This is a genomic window from Telluria sp. ZT3P26, from assembly GCF_059686035.1.
Window position 1 is genome coordinate 1 of sequence record NZ_JCASII010000001.1, and the last position, 22,959, is coordinate 22,959.

Genomic DNA, 22,959 nt, shown 5'->3' on the forward strand with positions numbered 1-22,959 from the left:
CTTGAATTCGCTGGTGTGAATAGTTCGCTTGGGCGAGGGTTTTGTTGTTTCATCCATGGTGACTATTGTCTCCTATTATGAATGTCCACGAAACCCGGGGTACCTCAGAGTCGAATTAACGGCTCATCCGCAAAAGTTGTCAAACAATTCGACTCTGACCCTAATTGTTGGGCGTTTTTTTGGGGCAATCTAGGTGGGTGCTGCATTACAATTGCCGATTATTCATTGCGAGGTGGGCTGATGGCTTCTACTTCTTCGTTGCGGAATGGCCCTGCTGGCTATGCTCTTTTTACGGCGATCGTTGCGCTGGCCGGGGGGCTGCTGTCAACGGTTTTTGGTCCGACGATCACGGTGTCGCCGTTGTTGCTGTTTGCGGTTGCAGTGATGCCGAATTTTATTGTTTATCTGCTTCCAGCGAAGGACGGTGATGAAAGCGGCATGTTTTCGCACGTATTCTTCTTGCGCGTTGGGGCATCGAGTGCTTGCGCGCTGATCTTTTATCTCATTTATCGCGTTGCTTATTCCGTCGGTGCGTAGCGTCCGCTGCGATTCATATCACCATGAAAAAAGGCCGCGCTCCTTTCGGTAGCGCGGCCTTCAATAAGATGAACGACGCGGGAATTACAGCGCGTTCATCTCTTTCAGCAGGTTATCGGCCTTGTCGACATACTGCATATTCCACAGCATGTAGCGGGTATCGACCTGGATCGAGCGGGTCATCGCTTTGTTGAAGTCCCAGTCCGAAATGATCGAGTCGAGCGTGCCGTCGAATGCCAGGCCGATCAGCTCGCCCTTGGCGTTCAGTGCGGCCGAACCCGAGTTGCCACCGGTGATGTCCAGCGTCGCCAGGAAGTTCACTGGCAGCGTTTTCAGTTTCGGATCAACGTACTTGCCGAAGTTCTTCGCCTGGATCGCGGCCAGCTGGTTGTCCGGCGCGTCGAACTCGCCTTCGCCCGTGTGCTTCGCGGTGACGCCGGCAATGGTCGTGAACGCGGTCCAGCCGGTGGTGCCGTCGGCGCCTTGCGGGCGGCCGGCGATCTTGCCGAAGGTGACGCGCAGCGTGCTGTTGGCGTCCGGGTAGACGGCCTGGCCGCGGCTGTTCATGTAGGCGATCTTGGCCTTCATGTAGTTGCCGTAGGCTTGCTGGATCTTGCCGGCCGACTCTTCCTGCTTTTCTTCATCCTTCATGTCGGCGTCGTACATCGCGACCGCTGCCTTGATGAAGCTGTCGTTCGATGCCTTGAACTCGGCTGGTGTCTTTTTCAGCCACGCGGTGCGCGCTGCCTTGTCGGCCAGTTTCGAGCCTGCATAGATGCGGTCGAGTGCAGCCTTCAGTTCGGCTTCGCTCATGCCGGCGCGGATGCCCAGTGCGGCGTCGAACGCGGCGTCGTGCTCGGCGGCCGGTTGCGCGTTGTACTTGGTCAGGAAGTTCAACACCAGCGCCTTGTCGACTTTTTCGTCGTAGGTGCGGTCCTGGCCTTCGACGACGGACGTCAGGCGTGGCAGGTCGCGTTCCTGGTAGCCGGTCTTGCGCTCGGCGTCCGGCTTGGTGCGCTCGTTGGCCAGGCGGTACAGCGTGCGTGCCGACGACAGGAACTTCGGCTGTGCATAGGTCTGGAAGAAGCTCTTCTTCGTGCCCGCATCGCGTTCGGCGATCAGGCTTTCGGCCATCTCGATGTCGGCTGCATACTGCGCCTTGCGCGCGGCGTCGCCATTGACCCAGGCTTTGAGCGCATTGTGCTCGGCCGTCTTACGCTGCAGGAAGTCGCTGCCCTGGTACGAGACCAGCATGCCCTTGCGATTCTTGTAGTAGTTGTTCACGCCCGCGATCTGGCCCGCGTATTTCAGCCGTGCGGCCGGATCGGTCTTGGTTTCCCGGTCGATGATGGCCAGCGTCTCGCTCGAGGCCTGGATGAAGGCCGGGTAGTTCCAGTCGAACGTGAACGCCACTTCGGACGGCAGGCGGTGACGGTTGGTGCGGCCAGGGTAGCCCAGCACCATCACGAAGTCGCCTTCTTTCGGGTTGTCCTTGGCGATCTTGATGATGTGCTTCGGCTGGTACGGCACGTTGTCCTTCGAGAACTCGGCCGACTTGCCATCCTTGCTGACATACGCGCGGTAGAAACCGTAGTCGCCCGTGTGGCGTGGCCACATCCAGTTGTCGGTATCGCCGCCGAATTTGCCGACGCCCGACGCCGGCGCATGCACCAGACGCACGTCGCGGATCTCGAGCTGTTTCAGGCGATAGAATTCCAGGCCGCCGTAGAAGCTGGCCACGGTGCAGCGGTAGCCGGCATCTTTTTCGCAGGCCGCCACCAGGGTTTTCTGGTTCTTTTCGATGGCGTCGATGCGGGCCTTGCCGGTCAGCTTGGCGACTTCAGGGGTGATGACCTGGGCGCTGACATTGGCCACTTCGTCGGTGACGTAGACGCGGCTGCCAGGCGAGGCCGGCAGTTCGTCGGCCATGGTCTTGGCCAGGAAGCCGTTGGCCAGCAGGTCGCGCTCGGGCGTCGAGTTGACGGCGATGCTGTTGTAGACGCAGTGGTGGTTGGTCACGACCAGACCTTGCGGCGAGACGAACGACGCCGAGCAGCCGCCCAGGCTCACGATCGCGCCCATCGGGAATTCAGTCAGCTTGGTCAGATTTGCCGGATCCAGCTTGAGGCCGGCGGCTTTCAGTTGCTTGGCTACTTGTGGCAGCTGTTGCGGCATCCACATGCCTTCGTCCGCGTGGGCGGCGAAGCTGGTCAGGATGGCGAGCGAGAGAAGGGTCTTTTTCATGCGCTTTGGTCTGGTTGGGAAGGGATATTCATGGACTCCGGAGAGTGTTCGTGAGTATGGTTAATACGCTATCGGATCGTCAACCAGTATTTCAGCAACACCAATGAAAAAGCCCGCGCCAGTATGGGCGCGGGCCTGCCTGCAACGGTGCGCGCAATTGCGCCTGCGACTGCGCTTACAACTGCGCCTCGAACAGCGACGCGAACCACGTGGCCGCGTGCTGCCACCACGGCCGCTTGGCAAGCGCATGTGGCGTGACCGGCTTGGCCAGCGCCCAGTCGGCGTCGAAGACGTCCGTCATCTGCGTTGCAAACCCGGTATCGAGCACGTTCAGGTTCGCCTCGTCGTTGATGCTGAACGAGCGGTTGTCGAAGTTGGTCGACCCCACCGATACCAGCAGCTTGTCGACGATCAGTGTTTTGACGTGGTACATCGTCGGCTGGTACTCCGAGATCTGCACACCGGCCGCCAGCAGCTCGGGCCAGCGGTCGCGCGAGGCCGCGCGCACGAGATCCGAATCGATGATGTGGCCCGGCGTGATCAGGCGTACTTTCACGCCCCGCTTGGCGGCGGCGATCAGCGTGCGCACCGTCAGTTCATCGGGCACGAAGTACGAGGCCGACAAATCGATCGTCTCGCGCGCCGACGTGATCGCCATCAGGTACATCAGGTGCATGCTCTCGCTGCCGCCGGTGGGCGAGCTGGAGAACATCTGCGCCGGCATCGTGCCCTTGGCCTGAAGCGGCGGGAAGTATGCCGGGCCATCGAGCACCACGCCCGTGGCCTTGGTCCAGTTGTCGTTGAACACGGCCTGCATCTGCCCGACGACCGGGCCTTCGACGCGGAAGTGGCTGTCGCGCCAGTGGTCTTCGTCCTGTGCGTTGCCGCGCCATTGGTCGGCAATGCCCACGCCACCCGTGAAGCCGACCGTCCCGTCGACGATCAGCAGCTTGCGGTGCGTGCGGTTGTTCATGCGCGCCAGCTTCCACCAGACCGGCTTGTGATAGCGCTGCACCTGCACGCCGGCCGCCTTCATCTTGTCGACCTGGGCGGTGTCCATCTTCATGCTGCCCATGAAGTCGAGCATCACGTGCACCTTGACGCCGGCGCGCGCGCGCTCGGCCAGGGCTTCGGAAAACTCGGTGCCGATCGACTCCGACCAGTAGATGTAGGTTTCCAGCGTGATCGTCTTTTTCGCCCCGCGAATGGCCTCGAGCATCGCCGGGAAAATCTGGTCGCCATTGAGCAACGCGTCGACCTGGTTGCCTTCAATGATTGGTGGCCCCAGCAAGACGCCAAGCGAGCGGCGGAACTGCGGATCGGCCGTATCGTACTGGCGTGCCAATTGCCGTTCGATCTGTTTTTCGCCCGGCATGAAATTCAATGCGAGCACCCCCAGTACGAGGGTAGCGGCCACTGTCAGCAACAGCGTCCAGAACTTTTTTGAGCTCATCAGTAAAATCGCAGAGGAAAAAAAACCAACGCACAGGGCGTTGGTTCTTTATGGGTGGCGAACCACCAAATTAGCGAACGCGACCGCGACGCAGCAGGTTCACGATGGCCAGCAGGATGACTGCGCCAAGGAACGACACCAGCAGCGAAGCGACGCTGAAGTCATCCGAATTGATGGTGCCCGTGCCAAACAGTGGCGAGAGCAGCCAGCCGCCCAGGAACGCACCGATGATACCGACCACGACGTTCAGGATGATGCCCTGCTCGGCGTCCGTTTTCATGACCATGCTGGCCAGCCAACCCAGAATGCCGCCAACAACGATCCAGATAATGAATAACATGGTGCTTCCTCCTCAAGTAAAAAGACATATCCCCAGGGCCAACGAATGCCGTGACCATGTGAAAAATTTTAAAGACGCTACAAAGGCGGGTCGGTGCGGCAGCGTACCTTCGATGACGAATTTACATCATCAGGAAAATGCCGCTCAGCAAGATGCCGCCAGTCACTCCAAGCGTGCGTCATCGAACAGAACCAGGGGGCGCCGGGGCCTATGGTGAAGGTCCTTGGCAGCAACAGCTCATCCGTAGCCGGCTGCCGAAACCAACCAGCAAAGGATTCATCATGAGCAGCTTCGATACCACCCGCACCACGGATAACCAGCGCATGGTCACTGGCCTGTTCCCTGACCGTGCCAGCGCCGAGCGTGCGTACGGCACCGTGTCCGAGCGCGGCTACAACCGCGATGACGTCAACCTGATGATGTCCGATTCCACCCGTCAAACCCACTTCGCTGACACCGACACCGAACTGGGCAGCAAAGCGGCCGAAGGCGCGGGCATTGGCGCCGGTATCGGCGGCACCATCGGCGCCGTGCTGGCCGGTATCGCAGCAGTGGGCACCACGCTGGTACTGCCAGGCCTGGGCCTGGTCGTGGCCGGTCCTCTGGCAGCGGCCCTGGCCGGCGCCGGTGCGGGTGGCATCACCGGTGGCCTGATCGGCGCGCTGATCGGCGCCGGCATCCCGGAAGAACGCGCACAGCACTATGAAGACGGCATCAAGGGCGGCGGCATCCTGATGGGCGTGAATGCACGTTCGGATGAAGACGCAGCGCACATCCAGAAATCGTGGACCGAACAGGGTGGTTCGCACGTGCTGGGTGCTGGCCTGGGCGTGGCAGGCGGCGCAGCACTGGGCGCGACCGTCGGCACCGTTGCCGGTCCGATCGGCATGGCGGCAGGCGCCGTTGTCGGCGGCATCGCTGGCGGCATCGCCGGCCAGGGCGCAGCCGAAGTGGTGAATCCAAAAGCGAATGACGACCTGTCCGAGCACCATCTGGCCAAGGGCGTGGGCGCAGGTTCGGGCGCAGCAGCAGGCGCACTGGTGGGCGCAGTCGGTGGTCCGATCGGCATGGCAGCAGGCGCCGTGGTCGGCGGCCTGGCGGGCGGCGCAGCCGGCCGTGGCGCGGGTGAAGTCGTCAATCCAAAAGCCACCGACGAACTGAGCGACCATAATCTGGCGCAAGGCGTCGGTGCTGGCGGCGGCGCGACGGTTGGCGCCGTGATCGGTGCAGCAGCCGGCCCACTGGGTGTGGCGGCAGGCGCGGCGATCGGCGGCATGGTCGGCGGTGCAGCAGGCAAGGGCGTGGGCCATGTGGTCAATCCGAAGGCAGAGAATGACTACTGGCGCAACGAGTACCAGACCCAGCCTTACTACACGCCAGGCTACACCTACGACGACTACGAGCCAGCTTACGCACTGGGTTACAACAACTACGACAAGTACGACGGTGGCTACGATGCCAACGAAGGTCGCCTGTCGACCGAGTGGGATCGCTCGAAAGGCAATTCGCGCCTGAGCTGGGACCAGGCCAAGTCGGCCACCCGCGCCGGCTGGCACCGTGTCGAGCGCGCGATCCCGGGCGACTTCGACCGTGATGGCCGCTAATCAGCATTGAGCTGCACTGATTCGTCAGAGCGCTGATAAAAAAAATCCCCGCCGGTGCGAACCGGCGGGGATTTTTCATGGTCGAACCAGATTACTTCTTCACGGCTTCCACCTGGATTGCCAGCTTCACTTCCGGCGAGAAGTTCGGCAGGCCGAAGCTGATGCCGAAGTCATCGCGCTTGAAGGTGCCGGTCACGTCCGCGCCGCAGGCTTCTTTCTTGAGCATCGGGTGCATGATGCACTTGAACTTGTTGATCTGCAGGGTCAGCGGCTTGGTCACGCCGTGCAGGGTCAGTTCGCCGTCAACCGAAGTCGGCACGTCGCCCGTGAACTTGATCGCCTTCGACTTGAAGGTGGCGGTCGGGTACTTGGTAGCATCGAAGATATCCGGCTTTTTCGCGTGCTCGTTCATTTTTTCGTGGCCGAAATCGATGCTGTTGATGTCGACGGTGATGTCCAGCGAGCCGGTCTTGGCTTCGCGGTCGAGGATGACGGTGCCGCTCGACTTGTTGAACTTGCCGCGCCATACCGACAGACCCATGTGATCGGCTTCGAAGCTCGGGTAGGTGTGGTTCGTCTCGATGTCGTACGTGACTGGCGCGGCGAAGGCCGACGTGGCGGCAAAGGCAGCGGCGGCGGCGATCAGGTGCTTGATGTTCATGGGTGTGATTCCTGTAAATAAGTTGATAGAGAGATTTGTCGTGCAGCCGTAGGGTGGGCGGCTATGCCGCCCACGCGTTCAAACTGACCAAGCTTCGTTGAACGCGTGGACGGGAAACCCGTCCACCCTACCGTGGTAGTGAAACAGTTTTATTTTGCTGCAACAGCTGGTGCTGCGGTAACGCGAAACTTGATGACAACTTCATCGGCGACCATGCTCGTGTCTTTCCACTCGCCTTCGCCGATATTGAACGCCAAACGCTTGATTGGCAACTGGCCTTCGAACACGGTCTTCGCGTCGGCAGCCTTGACCGTCAGCGGGAACGTGACAGTGGCGCTCTTGCCCTTCATGGTCAGCTTGCCTGACACGGTCAGCTTGCCGGCGCCGGCCGGTGCGATGCTGGTGGAAACAAAGGTGGCCTTCGGAAACTGCGCCGAATTGAACCATTCTTTCTTGGCCACTTCCTTGTTGTACATGGCGTCGCCGATATCGAAGCTGGCCGTCGTGATCTCGACGCTGGCGCTGGCTGCCGCCGGCTTGGCGGCGTCATAGTCGATCTGCGCCGCGAATGTGCGAAACGGTGCTTCCACCGGCACGTTCATCTGCTTGAAGACGGCCGAGACACTGCTGGCGGCAACGTCGGTCTTGAGTGGCGCAGCCTGCACGGCGGCGACGCTGCCGGCAACCAGGCTTGTCAGCAGCAGGGCCTTGATTACATTCATGGTTTTTCCTTCGGGGTAGGGATGGGGAGCATGCGCTGCATGATGCCGTCGCGGTCGATGAACAGGTGCTTGAGCGCGGCGAGAACGTGCAGCGCCACCAGGCCGGCCAGCAGCATATTGAGCCAGTAATGCAGGCCGCGCAGCGTGTCGCGCAATACGGGATCGGGACCGATCAGCACCGGCAGCGGGAACTTGCTGAAATAAACAACCGGATAGCCGGCCGCCAGGCTGAAGAAATAGCCGGACAGCGGCACGGCGAACATCAGCACATACAGCGTCAGATGCAGGCCGTGGGCAGCGCCATGCTGCCAGCGCGGCAGTCCGGCAGGGTAGGCGGGCGGCTTGTTGAACAGGCGCCACAGCAGGCGCAGCGCGGCCAGCGCCAGGATCGTGACGCCGGCCCACTTGTGCCAGCTCGTGTAGCGCAGCTTGGCCATGCTGATGCCCTGGATGTCGGTCATCACGAGGCCCAGCGTGAAGGTGCCGATGATCGCAATGGCCATCAGCCAGTGCAGCACGATTGCAGGAATCGAATAGCGGCGCATTTTTCTTATAAGTAACTAGTACGGGTTAGAACTAACTCACTATAGCAAAAAAATCCGTCGTGGTGTTGACACGGTTTTTCATGACCAACAAGCCACACCGTATTGCAAAAGATACACCAGTGCGTTCTGCCGAATGTAATATCTGGTTATGAGCGCATTCATACCCCGCAGGCTGTTTGCCGCCGGCCCCCGTGCAGCCGCTGCCTGGGTTGCCCTTGTTTGCGCGGTGCCAGTGCTGGCAGCTGCACATGGGCAGGCAAATCCGGTCGACCTGGCCGATCTTGCCAATCTGTCGATCGAAGAACTGGCCAATATCCAGGTGACGTCGGTCTCGAAGCGTCCCGAGCGCTTGCAGGACGCGTCCGCGGCAGTCTTCGTGATCACCGCCGACGATATCCGCAGTTCCGGCGCTGATTCGCTGCCTGAGGTATTGCGCCTCGCGCCCAATCTGCATGTGGCGCGCATCAACGGCTATGCGTATTCGATCAGCGCGCGCGGCATGAACAGCGGGCCGAGCGTCCTGTCCAACAAGATCCTGGTGCTGATCGATGGCCGCTCGGTATATACGCCGCTGTTTTCCGGCGTGTTCTGGGATGCGCAGGACGTGGTGCTCGAAGACATTGCGCGCATCGAGGTGGTCAGCGGACCGGGTGGCGTGATGTGGGGCCTGAACGCCGTCAGTGGCGTCATCAACATCAGCACGCGCTCGGCCCGCGACACGCAGGGCAGCATGCTGGCGCTGCATGGCGCCAGCGACGGCGCGGCCGGCGCCGCGTTTCGCCAGGGTGGCACGAGCGACGGCGGCGTGGCCTGGCGCGCGTATGGCAAGGTCACGCGGCGCAGCGACAGCGAACGCGTTGGCGACGGGCGCATCGACGACGGCCACCGGCGCGCGCTGGTCGGCATGCGCGCCGACTGGGAGCAAGGGGCCGATGCGTTCTCCGTCATCGGCAATGTCCACCGCGGGCGCCTCGACCAGCCGGCGCCGGGCGAACTGGCCACGCCGATCGGGCCGTCCACATTTGGCCGCGTGCGCTCGGATGGCGCCAACCTGCTGGCGCGCTGGCAGCGCACGCTCGACGCGGGCGCCAGCGTGTCGCTCCAGGCCTATCTCGATCACACGGTGCGCGAATCGCCGCCGCTGTTCGCCGAGCGCCTTACGACCGCTGACGTGCAGTTCCAGCACACGCTGGCCACGAAAGGCCGCCACGACCTGGTGTGGGGCGCCAACTACCGCAGCACGCGTGACCGGGTCACGAACAGCCCCTGGGTCGCGTTCCTGCCGGCGCGCAAGCTGCTGCGCTGGGGCAGCGTGTTCGTGCAGGACGACATCAGGCTGAACGACGACTGGCGCCTGACGCTGGGCGGGCGCGTCGAATACAACCATTACACCGGCGTCGAATGGCTGCCGAGCGCGCGCCTGTCGTGGCGCGTCTCGCCGCAGCATGCGCTGTGGGCGTCCGCCGCGCGCACGGTGCGCTCGCCGGCGCGGCTGGATGTCGATGCCTGGGTGCCCGGCCAGCCGCCGTTCATCCTGCGCGGCGGGCCGCAGGTGCGCAGCGAAGTGGCGCGCGTGCTCGAACTGGGCTACCGCGGCCAGCCGGCGGCGGGGCTGTCGTACACGGTCGTGCTGTACCACCACGATTACGACCATTTGCGCGGCCAGCAGATCGACCCGACCTTCAGCTATGCCGAATTTGCCAGCCTGCTGGAAGGCAGCGCCAGCGGCATCGAAACGTGGGGTAGCTGGCAGCCATTGCCGCGCTGGCGCCTGTCGACCGGCTGGACGGCGCTGCACCAGCGCCTGCGTCTGAAACCGGGTGGCAACGACCTGATGGGCGTGGCTGCGGCGCGGCGCGACCCGTCCCACACGCTGCAACTACGGTCGCACTACAACATCGACGATGCGCGCGAGATCGACGTCACGCTGCGCCGCACCGGCGAGATGCCGGCGTCGCGCATCGCGTCGGCGACGGCGCTCGACGCGCGCTTCGGCTGGCGCCTGCGCCCGGGCTTGAGCTTGTCGGTGTATGGCGAAAACCTGAATGGCGGGCACGCGGAATTCGGCTCGACCACGTATTGGGCAGAGTTCGAGCGGCGTGTCGGGGTGAAGGTCAGGTGGGATTACTGACGCGCCAGGGCTGGCGCATCATCAGTGCAGATGCATGCGTGATGCCGCCGTGTGGCGGCATCACGCGCGCCATCAGATCTCTGCCGCCAGCTTGGCGGCCAGTCCGATGTAGTTTGCGGGCGTCATCGCCAGCATCAGGTCTTTCGCTTCCTGCGGCACGGCCAGCGTGCCGATGAATTCACGCAGTGCGTCGCGGGTGATGCCCTTGCCGCGCGTGAGTTCCTTGAGCTGCTCGTACGGGTTCTCGATGCCGTAGCGGCGCATCACGGTCTGCACTGGCTCGGCCAGCACTTCCCAGTTCGCGTCCAGGTCCTGCTCGAGGCGCGCCGCGTTCACTTCCAGCTTGTTCAGGCCGCGCAGGCAGCTGTCGTAGGCCAGCAGCGTGTAGCCGAAGCCCACGCCGATATTGCGCAGCACCGTCGAATCGGTCAGGTCGCGCTGCATGCGCGAGACCGGCAGCTTGTCGGCCATGTGGCGCAGCAGTGCGTTGGCCAGGCCCAGGTTGCCTTCCGAGTTTTCGAAGTCGATCGGGTTGACCTTGTGCGGCATGGTCGACGAACCGATTTCGCCGGCTTTCAGCTTCTGCTTGAAGTAGCCCAGCGAGACGTAGGTCCAGATGTCGCGGTTCAGGTCGAGCAGGATCGTGTTGGCGCGTGCGAACGCGTCGAACATCTCGGCCATGTAGTCGTGCGGCTCGATCTGGATCGTGTACGGGTTGAAGCTCAGGCCCAGGCGCGTCTCGATGACGTCCTTCGAGAACGCCGGCCAGTCGAAGCCTGGGTAGGCCGACAGGTGTGCGTTGTAATTGCCGACCGCACCGTTCATCTTGCCCAGGATCTCGACATCGGCGATGCGCTTCATGGCGCGCTGCAGGCGGGCGACGACGTTGGCCATTTCCTTGCCCAGTGTGGTCGGGCTGGCCGTCTGGCCGTGGGTGCGCGACAGCATCGGCAGCGCCGCATTGGTGTGCGCGATCTCGGTCAGCCTGGCGATGATTGCCTGCAGTGCCGGCAGCATCACGCCATCGCGCGCCGCTTTGAGCATCATGCCGTGCGACGTGTTGTTGATGTCTTCCGAGGTGCAGGCGAAGTGGATGAACTCGCTGGCCGCGACCAGCTCCGGCACATCCTTGACCTGCTCCTTGAGCCAGTACTCGACCGCCTTGACATCATGGTTGGTGACCGCTTCGATTTCCTTGATGCGGGCCGCGTCCTTCTCGCCGAAGTTCGCCGCCATGCCGTCGAGGTGGGCGATCGCTTCGGTTGAAAATGGCTTGATCTCGGCGAAACCGGCCTGCGACAGCGCCTGCAGCCACGCGATTTCCACCTTCACGCGGTGGTGCATGAAACCCGTTTCCGACAGGATTGGACGCAGCTTGTCGGTTTTGGTGGCGTAACGGCCATCGAGCGGGGACAGGGCCGACAGGGTCGGCGACAGAGCAGTAGAGGTCATGGCGGGCGTGTCGGTCAAAAACGCGGATTTTACCACTGGCCGGCCGTCCGCCCCTTGCCAATGCTGCGATGTTGCAGCGCACCGCAGCGGCAGAGGTGCAGGTTTTGCGGCTGGGCCCGATGCTATACTGAAGGCCAATTTCCACTTGCGTACATCCATGAAACTCATCGGTTCCATTGCCAGCCCCTACGTGCGCAAGGTGCGCGTCGTGCTGGCCGAAAAAAAGCTCGACTTCGCCTTCATCCTCGAAGACGTCTGGTCGGCCGACACCACCATCGCGCAGACCAACCCGCTGGGCAAGGTGCCATGCCTGCTGATGGATGACGGCAGCGCCCTGTACGATTCGCGCGTGATCGCCGAATACCTCGATACGCTCACGCCGGTGTGCAAGCTGCTGCCGCCAAACGGGCGTGAACGGGCCGAGGTCAAGGTCTGGGAAGCGCTGGCCGATGGCGTGCTCGATGCGGCCGTGCTGGTGCGCCTCGAGAAAACGCTGCGGCCCGAAGCGCAGCAAAGTCCCGAATGGATCGCCCGCCAGATGGGCAAGGTGAATACCGGCCTGCGCGTGATGTCCGAGCGCCTGGGCGAGGGCGCCTTCTGCCGCAGCAACCAGTACACGCTGGCCGACGTCGCCGTGGGCTGCGCACTGGGCTGGCTCGCCTTCCGCTTCCCCGAGATCGACTGGCGCGGCGACTATCCGAACCTGGCGCGCCTGTTCGACAAACTGTCCGAGCGCCAGTCGTTCAAGGACACCGTGCCGGTCGTCGCATGATGGCCATGCACGCGCCGGCCACCGTCGTTTTCGGCGAAGCGCTGGTCGACGACTTCAACAACGAGCAGATCGTCGGCGGTGCGCCGTTCAATGTGGCGCGCCACCTGTCCGCCTTCATGGCGCCATGCCTGGCGATCACGCGCATCGGTGACGATCGCAATGGCCAACTGGTGCGCGCCGAATTCGAACGCTTCGCGATGAGCGACGCCGGGCTGCAGGTCGATCCGATCGAAGAGACCGGCCGCGTGCTGGTCGAGCGCGGCCCGCGCGGCCACCGCTTCACGATCCTGCCGCACCAGGCCTACGACTTCATCGATGCTGCCACTGCCGGCGCCGCGCTGGCGGGCGTGCAGCCGGCGATGGTCTATTTCGGCATGCTGGCCCAGCGCAATGCGCAGTCGCGCGCCGCCCTGACAGCCGTGCTGGCGGCAAGCAGCGCGCCACGCTTTCTCGACCTGAACCTGCGCGACGGCCAGTACGACGAGCGCGGCGTGACCCGCTCGCTGGAAGCGGCGAATATCGTCAAGGTCAATGAAGAAGAATTGCAGGCGCTGTTCGGCTGGCACTTCCAGATCAGGCCGGACGCCCCGGCGCTGTCGGCCGACGAAGTGCGCGCCTCATGCCAGGCCTTGCTGCAGTTGTTTGCGCTCGATGCGCTGATCGTCACGCTGGGCCACCGCGGCTCGGTGTACTTTGGCAGCGACGGCAGCGTGGTGACGCATCACGACACGCCGGCACCGCCGTTCGTCATCGACACGGTAGGGGCAGGGGATGCCTTCTCGGCCATCTTCCTGCTCGGCACGGCGCGCGGCTGGGCGCTGGACGTGACGCTCGCGCGCGCGAACGAATTCGCCGGCGCCATCTGCGCGATGCCGGGAGCGGTGCCAAAGGATATGGGGTTCTACGACAAGTGGATGACGCGCTGGCGCTGATGGTGCGCACCAAGGGGTGATGTGCCGGACTCCCGGGCGGGAATCCGGCGTGTTGCTGATTACTCGCCGATCTGGGTCTGCAGGTAGTTCTGGATGCCGATCTTGACGATCAGGTCCAGCTGCGTCTCTAGCCACTCGATGTGCTCTTCGGTGTCTTCGAGGATCATCAGCAGCAGGTCGCGCGAGACGTAATCGGCCGCCGCTTCGCAGGCGCCGATGCCTTCCTTGACCGTCACGTGCGCTGCACGTTCGAGTTTCAGGTCGCATTCGAGCGTTTCCTGCGTCGACTCGCCGATCATGAGCTTGTGCAGCGCCTGCAGGTTCGGCAGCGCGTCGAGCATCAGGATGCGTTCGATCAGCTTGTCGGCGTGCTTCATTTCGCCGATCGACTCGTCGTATTCCTTCTTTGCCAGCTTGTCCAGGCCCCAGTGGCGATACATGCGCGCGTGCAGGAAGTACTGGTTGATCGCGGTCAGCTCATTGGTCAGCTGTGCGTTCAGCAGACGGATGACGTTTGGATCGCCTTTCATGGGGTGCCCTCGGTAGTGATTTGAATGACCTCCATGATAGCAAACAGCGCGCCATTAAAACGCTAGAAATTGCGCGAAAACAGGTAAAAAAGCGCATTAAATGACACTAAACTCGCCATTTTTGCGCGTAATAGCAACCGTTCTCAGTTCACTGTGCGAACGGTTCTCACTACCCGGTCAGAGCATCACAATCGACGAAAAAAAGCCCCGCACATTTGCGAGGCCGGCGGGACTGGAACGCAGGGAAGGATCAGGCAGCCTGCGGCAGGCGGCGCACTTCGGTGACGGTGGTCTTGCTGCCGATGTGCTCGTGCAGTACCTGGCGCGCATAGCTGACGCAGGTGCCGCACATGGTGCCGACGCCCAGTTCCTTGCGCAGTTCGGCCATCGACGAGATGCCCAGTTCGGCCGCCTGGCGGATTTCACGGTCGGAGATGTTGTTGCAGACACAGACGATCATTGAAGCAACCCTTTTGAAACAACCATTGCAGTTTAGTCTATAAAATGCGAATCATTCTCATTTGCGTTGCTATTTTCTGTAAACTCGACCGTGAACGCAAGCGAAATTTTCGGTACAGACGCATTTTTTTGGACTTGACCGGGGAGCGATGACAAGCTGCAAATAGAAATAATTCCTATTTAGGTTTATGATACCGGGATCGTTCCAGTCGCTGTCTCATACGCGCCACAATTTTTCGGAAGCCGCCATGACCCACGCCGCATTGCCAACCCTCGACTCGCTCAAGACGGGCCAGAGCGCCACCGTTGTCCATCTTGCGCGCGGTGCGCAAGAGGGCGGCATCGATGTCCAGCGCCGCCTGATGGAGCTGGGCTTTGTGCCGGGCGAGCGCATTCGCGTGCTCAAGCGAGTTCTGGGCGGTCCGCTGGCGGTCAAGGTCGGTGAATCCACCTTTGCGCTGCGCCGCTTCGAAGCCGCCCTCGTCTCGATCCAGGCGGACTAGTCGCATGGGAGTCATGGAATCGCAAGTCGCGTCACGCACGCCGCTGGTCGCACTGCTGGGTAACCCCAACTGCGGCAAGACCGCACTCTTCAACCGCCTGACCGGCGCGCGCCAGAAGGTCGCCAACTACGCCGGTGTCACGATCGAACGCAAGGAAGGCAGCTTCACGTCGCCCGCCGGGCGCGCGTTTCGCGTGCTCGACCTGCCGGGCGCCTACAGCCTGAATGCGCAGACGCCCGACGAAGGCATCACGCGTGACGTGGTCGCGGGCCTGCGCGCCGGTGAAGTCCCGCCCGACGCCATCCTGTGCGTCGTCAACGCCACCAACCTGCGCCTGAACCTGCGCCTGGTGCTCGAGCTGCGCCGTCTGGGCCTGCCGATGGTGCTGGCGCTGAACATGGTCGACGTGGCCAAAAAGCGCGGCATCGAAATCGACACCGCCAAGCTGTCGCAGGAGCTGGGCATGCCCGTCGTCGAGACGGTTGCGATCCAGTCCGGCGGCGAGAAGGCCTTGCTGGCCCAGCTCGACGCGATGCCGTTCGGCGTGCCGGTGACGCCCAAGCCGCTGTCGGCGATCGATGAAGTGTCGGTCGAAGACACCCAGCGCGAAGTGCGCCGCATCCTGGCCGCTGCCGTGTCGACGGCCAGGGACACCGGCAACCTGAGCGAAAAGATCGACGGCGTCGTGCTGCACCCGATCGCCGGTCCGATCATCCTGGCGCTGCTGATGTTCGTGATTTTCCAGGCCGTGTTCAGCTGGGGCGATGCACCGATCGAACTGATCGAGGGTGGCATGGGCGCCTTTGGCCAGATGGTCGGCTCGTGGATTGGCGAAGGCATGCTGCACAGCCTCATCGTCGACGGCATCATCGCCGGCGTGGGCAGCGTGCTCGTGTTCCTGCCGCAGATCCTGATCCTGTTCTTCTTCATCCTGTTGTTAGAGGACGTGGGCTACCTGCCGCGCGCCGCATTCCTGCTTGACCGCATCATGGGCAGCGTGGGCCTGTCGGGCCGCTCGTTCCTGCCGCTGCTGTCGTCGTTTGCCTGCGCCATTCCGGGCGTGATGGCTGCGCGCACGATCCAGAACCCGCGCGACCGCCTGGTGACGATCATGATCGCGCCGTTGATGACATGTTCGGCGCGCCTGCCGGTGTACGCGCTCCTGATCGCCGCGTTCATTCCCGACCGCGTCGTGGGCGGCTTCATGAACCTGCAGGGCATCGTGCTGTTCGTGCTGTACCTGGCCGGCATCCTGTCGGCGATGGCGGTGGCCTGGTTCATGAAGCGCCGCAACGGCTACAAGCAGCACGCGCTGATGCTCGAACTGCCGGCCTACCACTGGCCGCATCCGCGCGGCCTGGCTTCGGGCCTGCTCGAACGAGCCAAGATCTTCCTGATGCGCGTCGGTACCCTGATCCTGGCCATGATGATCCTGCTCTGGCTGTTCTCGAGCTTCCCGGGCGCACCGGAAGGCGCAACCCATCCGCCGATCTACTACAGCGTGGCCGGCATGATCGGGCGCGCACTCGAAGTGGTGCTGGCCCCGATCGGCTTCAACTGGCAGATCGCCATCGCGCTGGTGCCGGGCATGGCCGCGCGTGAAGTGGCGGTCGGCGCGCTGGGCACCGTGTACGCGCTGTCGGGCGGTGACGAAGTCGGCAACACGCTCGCGCCACTGATCGCCCAGTCGTGGTCGCTGGCCACCGGCCTGTCGCTGCTGGCCTGGTATGTCTACGCGCCGCACTGCCTGCCAACGCTGGCCACCGTGGCGCGTGAAACGGGCAGCCGCAAATACGCCTGGATCATGGCCGGCTACATGTTCGCGCTGGCCTACGTGGCGGCGTTCATCGTCTACCGCGTCACGCTGGCCATCACCGGAGTCTGACCATGCAAGAACTGACCGTCATCGTCATCGTTACTGTCGCCGCGCTGTATCTGGGCGCGAAGTACCTGCCGGCCCCGCTGCGCGCGCGTGCGGTGCTGATGCTGACCAAGGGCGGGCGCCAGTCGGCGCTGGCGCGCTGGCTGGATACCAGCAGCGGCGGCGCCTGCGGTGGTGGCAGCTGCGGCAGCTGCGCGCCGAAAGCTGCGGCGCCGGCGCCGCAGGGCGCGGGCAAGCACCGCGTCATCAAGCTGCACCAGCACCAGCGCTAGCCCTAGCGGGCTGCAGGTGCGTGGCCAACGGTGCTAAGCTGGCCGCCATATCCACTTTCCTGTCCACGCCATGATCGTCGTCCACCACCTGAACAATTCGCGCTCGCAGCGCATCCTCTGGCTGCTCGAAGAACTCGGACTCGAGTACGAGATCAAGCGCTACGAGCGCGATCCCAAGACGATGCTGGCCCCGCCCGAACTGAAGGCCGTGCACCCGCTGGGCAAGTCGCCCGTCATCACCGATGGCGACCTCGTGGTAGCCGAGTCGGGCGCGATCGTCGAATACCTGACCGCGCGCGCGTCCGACACGGACGCCCCGCGCCTGGTGCCCGCCGCCCGCACGCCGGCGCGCCTGCGCTACACGCACTTCCTGCATTTCGCCGAAGGCTCGATGATGTCGCCGCTGCTGCTCAAGCTCGTGTTCGACAAGATCGAAAGCACGCCGATGCCGTTCTTTGCCAAGCCGATCGCGCGCGGCATCGCGCACAAGGTCAAGGGCAGCTTCGTGCTGCCGCAGATCGCGCTGCAGCTGGGTTACCTCGAAGCCGAACTGGGCAAGCATCCGTGGTTCGCCGGCGAAGAGTTCAGCGCCGCCGACATCCAGATGAGCTTCCCGCTCGAGGCAGCTGCCTCGCGCGGCGGGCTGGACGCCAAGTACCCGAACCTGACCGATTTCCTGGCCCGCATCCATGCGCGCCCGGCGTATCGCCGCGCGCTCGAGCGCGGTGGCGAGTACGCGTACGCGAAGTAGGGCCAGTCCCCGCCACGGTCGCGCATCTTCCCGCGACCGTGCAACCGGTTTATGATGGGCGCCTTCCACGTCTCTTCATGGCCACACTCCATGCCCAACCCGGCAAAGCTGCTCGCGATCGACGGCCTGAACATCGTGCGCCGCGTCTACGAAGCCAGCCCCGAGCCCGATTCCGACCTGAAGGCCAGCATCGCGCTGCGCCACGCGTTCTCGTCGTTTCGACACGTGCTCGAGGCGCATGCACCGACCCACGTGCTGGCCGCGTTCGACCATGGCGGGCCGACCTGGCGCCACGCGCTGTATCCGCGCTACCGCGAGGGCAGGGCGGCGATGCCGTCCGAGCTGCGCGCTGCGCTGCCCGAATTTCACGACCGCCTGCGCGCGGCCGGCGTGCATGTGCTGATGGTGCCCGACGTCGAAGCCGACGATGTGATCGCTACCGGCGTGATGCGCTGGCTGTCCGAGGGCCGCGGCGAAGCGGTCGTGGCCACGACCGACAAGGACTTGCATCCTTTGATCGCGCACGGCGCGCTGGTGTGGGATCATTTCAAGAACGAGTGGCACGACGACGCCTGGGTACGTGCGCGCTTTGGCGTGGCGCCCGAGCAACTGCACGACTTGCTGGCGCTGATGGGCGATCCGACCGACGGCGTACCGGGCGTGTCGAAGATCGGCATGAAAACGGCGGCGCGCCTGCTGGGGGCGTATGGCAATCTCGAGGCCGTGATGGCCGGCGCCGGCATCCTCAAGACGCCACTCGGCGAGAGACTGCGCGCCGAGCGTGAGATACTGGAGATGTCGCGCTGCCTGGTGTCGCTGAAACTGGACGTGCGTCTGGGCGTGACATGGAAGACACTGGCGTACGAAGGCTGATTTTTTTCAGCGCACTGACAAGGAATGTGAAGCTATGCTCAAGGCGGTCATCGTGGATGCAAATGCAGTCTCGCGCGCAACGCTCGGCACCGTGCTGGCCGACGGCAGTTACGACGTGGTCGGCGCCACGCACACCAGCGCGCTGGGGTTGGCGCTGGCAGTCAAGCACCACCCGCACGTGATCTGCATCGCGCGCGAACAAGTCGAGGACGGCAGCGACGTGGTCGAGCAGCTGCGGGCGACGCTGCCCAAGACGCTCGTGTTCCTGGTCTCGGGCACGCTCGACGCCGCGGCGGTCCAGAGCGCGCTGGCGCGTGGCGTGCACGGCTTCATCGTCAAGCCGTTCAAGGCCGATACCGTGCTCAAGACTATCCGCAATACCGTCCTCGCCTTCATCAAGCAGCAACAGGCGGCGGGCAAGCCGGGCTGATGCACAGGTCAGCGGTGTGACAAGGCCGCGCCGGCCGCGTGCATGCAGCCGTCTAGGCGCGCCGCTGCACTTCGTCGGACGCGAGCAAGGCCAGTTCGCGCAGCGCGCGCATCTCGCGCTCGCGCAGGCGGCGTGGTTCGGTATCGAGCACGCACAGCGAACCCAGCGCCAGTCCCTCGGCGGTGCGTACCGGATAACCCGCATAGAACCGGATGAACGGTGCGCCGGTGACCATCGGGTTGTCGGCAAAGCGCGGGTCGGCGCTGGCATCCTCCACCACGAACGGCTCGTCCTGCATCAGCCCGTGACTGCAGAAGGCCAGTGAGCGCGCCATCTCGTTGCTGTCGAGACCGACGCGCGATTTCGACCACTGCCGTTGTGCGGACAATAGGCTGATCAGGGCCATGGGGCAGCCCGTCGCGTGGCTGGCGAGCCACGTCAGGCGATCGAATGCCGCGTCATCTTCTGAATCCATCAGGCCGCTATGGGCGAGCGCTGCCAGCCGCTGCGACTCATTGGCCGGGACCGGGTAGTCGGGGGCGGCAGCCGGCAGGAACTCGCCAGCCACTGGCGCAGGTGCCGCCTTGTCGGCCTCCTTCGAGGCGATACGCTCGCGCACCAGGCGCATCACGGCGCTGTAATGCACACGGCGATGCCCGCCCGGTGTCTTCCAGGCGGGGAGGTCACCGCTTTCCATCCATACCTGCGCCGTACTGACAGCAACACCGAGCAACTGCGCTGCTTCACGCGTTGTCAGTATCCGGTCGTTAAATTCATGTGTTTTCATGACATTGATGGTGTTATTCGCTGATTTTATTTTACACCAAGCAACTAAAAATGACGAATACAACGATTCGTTTGAAAATAATGATTGACCTTAAGTTTTTTATTGGCAACAATAGATTCTTATCCGTCATATTCGTCATATTTACGCGCATCGGCGCGTCGTTTCCATGAATTCTCCGCTCTCCCAACTACACTGCGGGTCGCCCCAGTATGAGACTGCCCGTCTCGATGCCCTGCGTCGCCTGGAACTGCTCGATACCCCACCCAGCGAAGCATTCGACCGCATCACGCGTATGGCGGCGCAGCTGTTCGGGTTGCCGATCGCCGCGGTGTCGCTGACCGACGCCAACCGCCAATGGTTCAAGTCGAAGGTCGGCATTACGCACGACACGATTCCGCGGATGAAAGCGCCGTGCGCGATGGTGGCCGACGAGCGCGAGGTGCTGATCGTGCCGGATCTGCTGGAGGACGCGTATTTCCGGGACAGCCCGCTGGCGGATGGCGGTATCCGCTTCTATGCCGGCGCGCCGCTGACGACCAGCGAGGGCTTTTGCCTGGGCGCGATGTGCGTGCTCGGTACCGAGCCGCGCCAGGTCAGCGCGGCCGAGCGCCAGGCGTTGACGGACCTGGCGACCATGGTGATGGCGCAGATCGAACTGCAGCATGCGTTCGGGCGCGTCGATCCGGTCAGCGGCCTGCCGAACCGCAACCAGTTCATCATCGACTTCAATGACCTGGAATTGTACGAGCCGAATGGCGAGGTGCGCATCGCGGCCCTGATCAGCCTGGCCAGCCCGCAGGAACTGAGCGATGCCCAGCGCGTGATGGGGTCGAGCTATCTCGACGACATGGTGCGCGAAACGGTGCCGCAGCTGCGCCTGGGCGGCGCCGGCAAGATCTACCATGTGGGCAGCACGCAGTTCGCGTTCTTCGCGCCGCGCGGCCTGTCGATCGAGCCGTTCTGCGAGCAGATGCAGTCATGGCTCGATGCGCGCGCCAGTTATGGCCAGGCGCGCCTGATCACGACGACGACGGTGGGCATTGCGCCGTTCACGGTCGGCCAGACCGAGGGCCTGGATCTGCTGCGCAATATGCACAGCGCCGCGCACGATGCGCTGGCGGCCGAACGCTGCGTGCGCGTGTTCTCGTCGCAGCACGACGCGATCCTGCAGCGCCGCTTCTGGCTGGTGACCGAATTCGGTGCCGCGCTCGCGAGCGAGGACGAACTGCATCTGGTGTACCAGCCGAAGGTCAACCTGCGCGACGGCGGCTGCGTCGGCGTCGAAGCGCTGCTGCGCTGGAACCATCCGACCGCCGGCGCGATCTCGCCCGGCGAATTCATGCCGGTGATCGAGACGACGTCACTGGCGCGCGCCACCACCGAATGGGTGCTGCGCGCGGCGCTGCGCCAGATAGTTGCGTGGCGCCGTGACGGCCTGGCGTTGCAGGTGGCGGTGAATGTCTCGGCCGTGAACCTGGAGGAGCCGGATTTCTGCGATCGCGTGCTGATGGAGTTGCAGCACCATGGCCTGGCGCCGTCGTGCCTCGTGATCGAGCTGACCGAGAGCGCGCTGATGCGCAATCCAAAGGTCGCGCAGGCCACGCTCGAGCGCCTCGGGCGCGCCGGCGTGCAACTGGCGATCGACGATTTCGGCACCGGCTACAGCAGCCTGTCGTACCTGCAAAGCCTGCCGGCCAACGTGGTCAAGATCGACCAGAGCTTCATGCGCAACCTGGTCCAGGACGACCGCTGCCGCGCGCTGGTGGGCACGATGATCAAGCTGTCGCACGACCTCGGTCACAAGGTCGTGGCCGAAGGCGTGGAAACGGTGGAGGTGGAAGATTTTTTGCGCCTGGCCGGCTGCGACGAGATCCAGGGCTACCTGCACGCGCGGCCGCTGGCGCCCGCCGTGCTGGTGGAATGGCTGGCGGCGCGCCAGCCTTGATGTGTCGTCAGGCGGCGCTTGAGCGCACGTCGATGATGCCGCCGCCCAGGCACACGTCGCCGTCGTACAGCACGGCCGACTGGCCTGGCGTGACTGCCCACTGGGCTTCATCGAAATCGAGCGCGAAGCGTGCGTCGCCATCGGCCAGCACGCGGCAGGCCATGTCGGCCTGGCGGTAGCGGGTCTTGGCCGACAGCGCGCCGGCAGCCGGTGCGTGGCCGGCGATCCAGCTGGCCTGGCCGGCTTCGAGCCGGTCCGACAGCAGCCATGGATGGTCGTGGCCCTGCACGATGTAAAGCGTGTTGGCCTCGATGTCCTTGCGCGCCACGAACCACGGCTCGCTGATGCCGTCCGCCGTCTTGCGTGACTTCAGGCCCCCGATGCCGATGCCCTTGCGCTGACCCAGCGTGTAGAACGACAGGCCGACGTGCTCGCCCACCTGCGTGCCATCGTCGAGCCGGATCGGGCCCGGCTTGTAAGCCAGGTAGCGATTCAGGAAGTCGCGGAAAGGCCGCTCGCCGATGAAGCAGATGCCCGTCGAATCCTTTTTGGCCGCGTTGGGCAGCTGGAGTTTTTCGGCGATCTTGCGCACTTCGGTTTTCGGGATTTCGCCCAGCGGGAACAGCGATTTGGACAACTGCGCCTGGCTCAGGCGATGCAGAAAATAACTCTGGTCCTTGGTGGCGTCGAAGGCCTTGAGCAACTCGAAGCTGCCGCTGGCCGTGTTTTCGCGCACACGTGCATAGTGGCCGGTGGCGATCAGGTCGGCGCCGAGCTTCATCGCATGGTCAAGGAAGGCCTTGAACTTGATTTCGGCGTTGCACAGCACGTCCGGGTTCGGGGTGCGGCCGGCCTGGTATTCGCGCAGGAACTCGGCGAACACGCGGTCCTTGTATTCGGCGGCGAAGTTGACCGCTTCGATGTCCACCCCGACCACGTCGGCCACGCTGGCCGCGTCGATCCAGTCCTGGCGCGTCGAGCAGTATTCGGAATCGTCGTCGTCTTCCCAGTTCTTCATGAACAGGCCGACCACGTCGTAGCCTTGTTCCTTGAGCATCCAGGCCGCGACCGAGGAGTCGACTCCGCCCGACATCCCGATCACGACTTTTTTCTTGCGCATGTTACGTCCGTAGT

23 protein-coding genes are annotated in these 22,959 nt (G+C 63.6%); 12 read left to right on the forward strand and 11 right to left on the reverse strand.

Translation table 11 applies throughout. The features are described from left to right. Nucleotides 1-240: 240 nt before the first annotated feature. Nucleotides 241-537 (forward strand): hypothetical protein, encoded by a 297-nt coding sequence (locus AC56LN_RS00005; protein ID WP_499569288.1) that lies wholly within the window; start codon nucleotides 241-243, stop codon nucleotides 535-537. A gap of 84 nt (nucleotides 538-621) precedes the next feature. On the opposite strand, the gene AC56LN_RS00010 is transcribed toward AC56LN_RS00005, so the two are convergent. From AC56LN_RS00010 to AC56LN_RS00020, 3 genes are all read right to left on the reverse strand, one after another. After that, nucleotides 622-2,781 (reverse strand): S46 family peptidase, encoded by a 2,160-nt coding sequence (locus tag AC56LN_RS00010; RefSeq protein WP_499569290.1) that lies wholly within the window; start codon nucleotides 2,779-2,781, stop codon nucleotides 622-624. A 175-nt stretch (nucleotides 2,782-2,956) separates the two neighbouring features. After that, nucleotides 2,957-4,234: a phospholipase D-like domain-containing protein gene (locus AC56LN_RS00015; RefSeq protein WP_499569291.1), complete on the reverse strand. Its 1,278-nt coding sequence runs from the start codon at nucleotides 4,232-4,234 to the stop codon at nucleotides 2,957-2,959. A 70-nt stretch (nucleotides 4,235-4,304) separates the two neighbouring features. Continuing rightward, entirely contained in the window at nucleotides 4,305-4,574 is a 270-nt protein-coding gene (locus AC56LN_RS00020) for a GlsB/YeaQ/YmgE family stress response membrane protein (protein ID WP_123067791.1), read from the reverse strand. 281 nt (nucleotides 4,575-4,855) lie between these two features. Here AC56LN_RS00020 and AC56LN_RS00025 point away from each other — a divergent pair, with 281 nt between their 5' ends. Next, nucleotides 4,856-6,178, forward strand: a complete 1,323-nt coding sequence (locus AC56LN_RS00025; protein ID WP_499569292.1) for a hypothetical protein — start codon at nucleotides 4,856-4,858, stop codon at nucleotides 6,176-6,178. A 91-nt stretch (nucleotides 6,179-6,269) separates the two neighbouring features. Here the strand turns inward: AC56LN_RS00025 and AC56LN_RS00030 are convergent, their stop codons facing one another. The 3 genes from AC56LN_RS00030 to AC56LN_RS00040 all read right to left on the reverse strand — a co-directional run bounded on the left by AC56LN_RS00030 (nucleotide 6,270) and on the right by AC56LN_RS00040 (nucleotide 8,106). Next, nucleotides 6,270-6,839, reverse strand: a complete 570-nt coding sequence (locus AC56LN_RS00030; RefSeq protein ID WP_499569294.1) for a YceI family protein — start codon at nucleotides 6,837-6,839, stop codon at nucleotides 6,270-6,272. Nucleotides 6,840-6,988: 149 nt separating this feature from the next. Next, nucleotides 6,989-7,561 (reverse strand): YceI family protein, encoded by a 573-nt coding sequence (locus AC56LN_RS00035; protein ID WP_499569295.1) that lies wholly within the window; start codon nucleotides 7,559-7,561, stop codon nucleotides 6,989-6,991. Continuing rightward, complete coding sequence (locus AC56LN_RS00040) at nucleotides 7,558-8,106, reverse strand: cytochrome b (protein WP_499569296.1); 549 nt, start codon at nucleotides 8,104-8,106, stop codon at nucleotides 7,558-7,560. The genes AC56LN_RS00035 and AC56LN_RS00040 overlap by 4 nt, the downstream gene beginning before the upstream one ends. Before the next feature lie 148 nt (nucleotides 8,107-8,254). Between AC56LN_RS00040 and AC56LN_RS00045 the strand changes: the two genes are divergently transcribed. Further along, nucleotides 8,255-10,237, forward strand: coding sequence for a TOL_0244 family TonB-dependent receptor (locus AC56LN_RS00045; protein ID WP_499569297.1), 1,983 nt, complete (start codon nucleotides 8,255-8,257; stop codon nucleotides 10,235-10,237). A gap of 72 nt (nucleotides 10,238-10,309) precedes the next feature. On the opposite strand, the gene purB is transcribed toward AC56LN_RS00045, so the two are convergent. After that, nucleotides 10,310-11,689, reverse strand: a complete 1,380-nt coding sequence (gene purB / locus AC56LN_RS00050; RefSeq protein ID WP_499569298.1) for an adenylosuccinate lyase — start codon at nucleotides 11,687-11,689, stop codon at nucleotides 10,310-10,312. 157 nt (nucleotides 11,690-11,846) lie between these two features. Here purB and AC56LN_RS00055 point away from each other — a divergent pair, with 157 nt between their 5' ends. Beyond that, nucleotides 11,847-12,461: a glutathione S-transferase gene (locus tag AC56LN_RS00055; protein ID WP_499569299.1), complete on the forward strand. Its 615-nt coding sequence runs from the start codon at nucleotides 11,847-11,849 to the stop codon at nucleotides 12,459-12,461. Beyond that, nucleotides 12,458-13,393: a PfkB family carbohydrate kinase gene (locus AC56LN_RS00060; RefSeq protein ID WP_499569301.1), complete on the forward strand. Its 936-nt coding sequence runs from the start codon at nucleotides 12,458-12,460 to the stop codon at nucleotides 13,391-13,393. Before AC56LN_RS00055 ends, AC56LN_RS00060 begins: the two co-directional genes overlap by 4 nt. 59 nt (nucleotides 13,394-13,452) lie before the next feature. Here the strand turns inward: AC56LN_RS00060 and bfr are convergent, their stop codons facing one another. After that, a complete protein-coding gene (gene bfr / locus AC56LN_RS00065) occupies nucleotides 13,453-13,923 on the reverse strand; it encodes a bacterioferritin (protein WP_183556014.1) in 471 nt (156 codons plus the stop codon). 250 nt (nucleotides 13,924-14,173) lie between these two features. Beyond that, complete coding sequence (locus AC56LN_RS00070; protein ID WP_499569303.1) at nucleotides 14,174-14,383, reverse strand: (2Fe-2S)-binding protein; 210 nt, start codon at nucleotides 14,381-14,383, stop codon at nucleotides 14,174-14,176. A gap of 247 nt (nucleotides 14,384-14,630) precedes the next feature. Here AC56LN_RS00070 and AC56LN_RS00075 point away from each other — a divergent pair, with 247 nt between their 5' ends. The 6 genes from AC56LN_RS00075 to AC56LN_RS00100 all read left to right on the forward strand — a co-directional run bounded on the left by AC56LN_RS00075 (nucleotide 14,631) and on the right by AC56LN_RS00100 (nucleotide 19,093). Further along, nucleotides 14,631-14,885, forward strand: a complete 255-nt coding sequence (locus AC56LN_RS00075; RefSeq protein WP_499569304.1) for a FeoA family protein — start codon at nucleotides 14,631-14,633, stop codon at nucleotides 14,883-14,885. Between the two features lie 4 nt (nucleotides 14,886-14,889). Beyond that, nucleotides 14,890-16,770 carry a ferrous iron transporter B gene (gene feoB / locus AC56LN_RS00080; RefSeq protein ID WP_499569305.1) on the forward strand — a complete coding sequence of 627 codons (1,881 nt, stop codon included), beginning with the start codon at nucleotides 14,890-14,892 and terminating at the stop codon, nucleotides 16,768-16,770. Nucleotides 16,771-16,772: 2 nt separating this feature from the next. Further along, nucleotides 16,773-17,039, forward strand: coding sequence for a DUF6587 family protein (locus AC56LN_RS00085; RefSeq protein WP_482896483.1), 267 nt, complete (start codon nucleotides 16,773-16,775; stop codon nucleotides 17,037-17,039). Between the two features lie 70 nt (nucleotides 17,040-17,109). Further along, nucleotides 17,110-17,790 (forward strand): glutathione S-transferase, encoded by a 681-nt coding sequence (locus AC56LN_RS00090; protein ID WP_482896482.1) that lies wholly within the window; start codon nucleotides 17,110-17,112, stop codon nucleotides 17,788-17,790. A gap of 90 nt (nucleotides 17,791-17,880) precedes the next feature. Further along, nucleotides 17,881-18,663 (forward strand): 5'-3' exonuclease, encoded by a 783-nt coding sequence (locus tag AC56LN_RS00095; RefSeq protein ID WP_482896481.1) that lies wholly within the window; start codon nucleotides 17,881-17,883, stop codon nucleotides 18,661-18,663. Nucleotides 18,664-18,697: 34 nt separating this feature from the next. Continuing rightward, nucleotides 18,698-19,093: an ANTAR domain-containing response regulator gene (locus AC56LN_RS00100; protein WP_499569306.1), complete on the forward strand. Its 396-nt coding sequence runs from the start codon at nucleotides 18,698-18,700 to the stop codon at nucleotides 19,091-19,093. 52 nt (nucleotides 19,094-19,145) lie between these two features. Here AC56LN_RS00100 and AC56LN_RS00105 read toward each other — a convergent pair whose 3' ends face one another. After that, nucleotides 19,146-19,880: a GAF domain-containing protein gene (locus AC56LN_RS00105; protein WP_499569307.1), complete on the reverse strand. Its 735-nt coding sequence runs from the start codon at nucleotides 19,878-19,880 to the stop codon at nucleotides 19,146-19,148. A gap of 166 nt (nucleotides 19,881-20,046) precedes the next feature. Here AC56LN_RS00105 and AC56LN_RS00110 point away from each other — a divergent pair, with 166 nt between their 5' ends. Then, on the forward strand, nucleotides 20,047-21,825 hold the full coding sequence (locus tag AC56LN_RS00110; RefSeq protein WP_499569309.1) for a sensor domain-containing phosphodiesterase: 1,779 nt from the start codon (nucleotides 20,047-20,049) through the stop codon (nucleotides 21,823-21,825). 7 nt (nucleotides 21,826-21,832) lie between these two features. Here the strand turns inward: AC56LN_RS00110 and mnmA are convergent, their stop codons facing one another. Then, nucleotides 21,833-22,945 carry a tRNA 2-thiouridine(34) synthase MnmA gene (gene mnmA / locus AC56LN_RS00115; RefSeq protein WP_258835920.1) on the reverse strand — a complete coding sequence of 371 codons (1,113 nt, stop codon included), beginning with the start codon at nucleotides 22,943-22,945 and terminating at the stop codon, nucleotides 21,833-21,835. Nucleotides 22,946-22,959 lie beyond the last annotated feature (14 nt).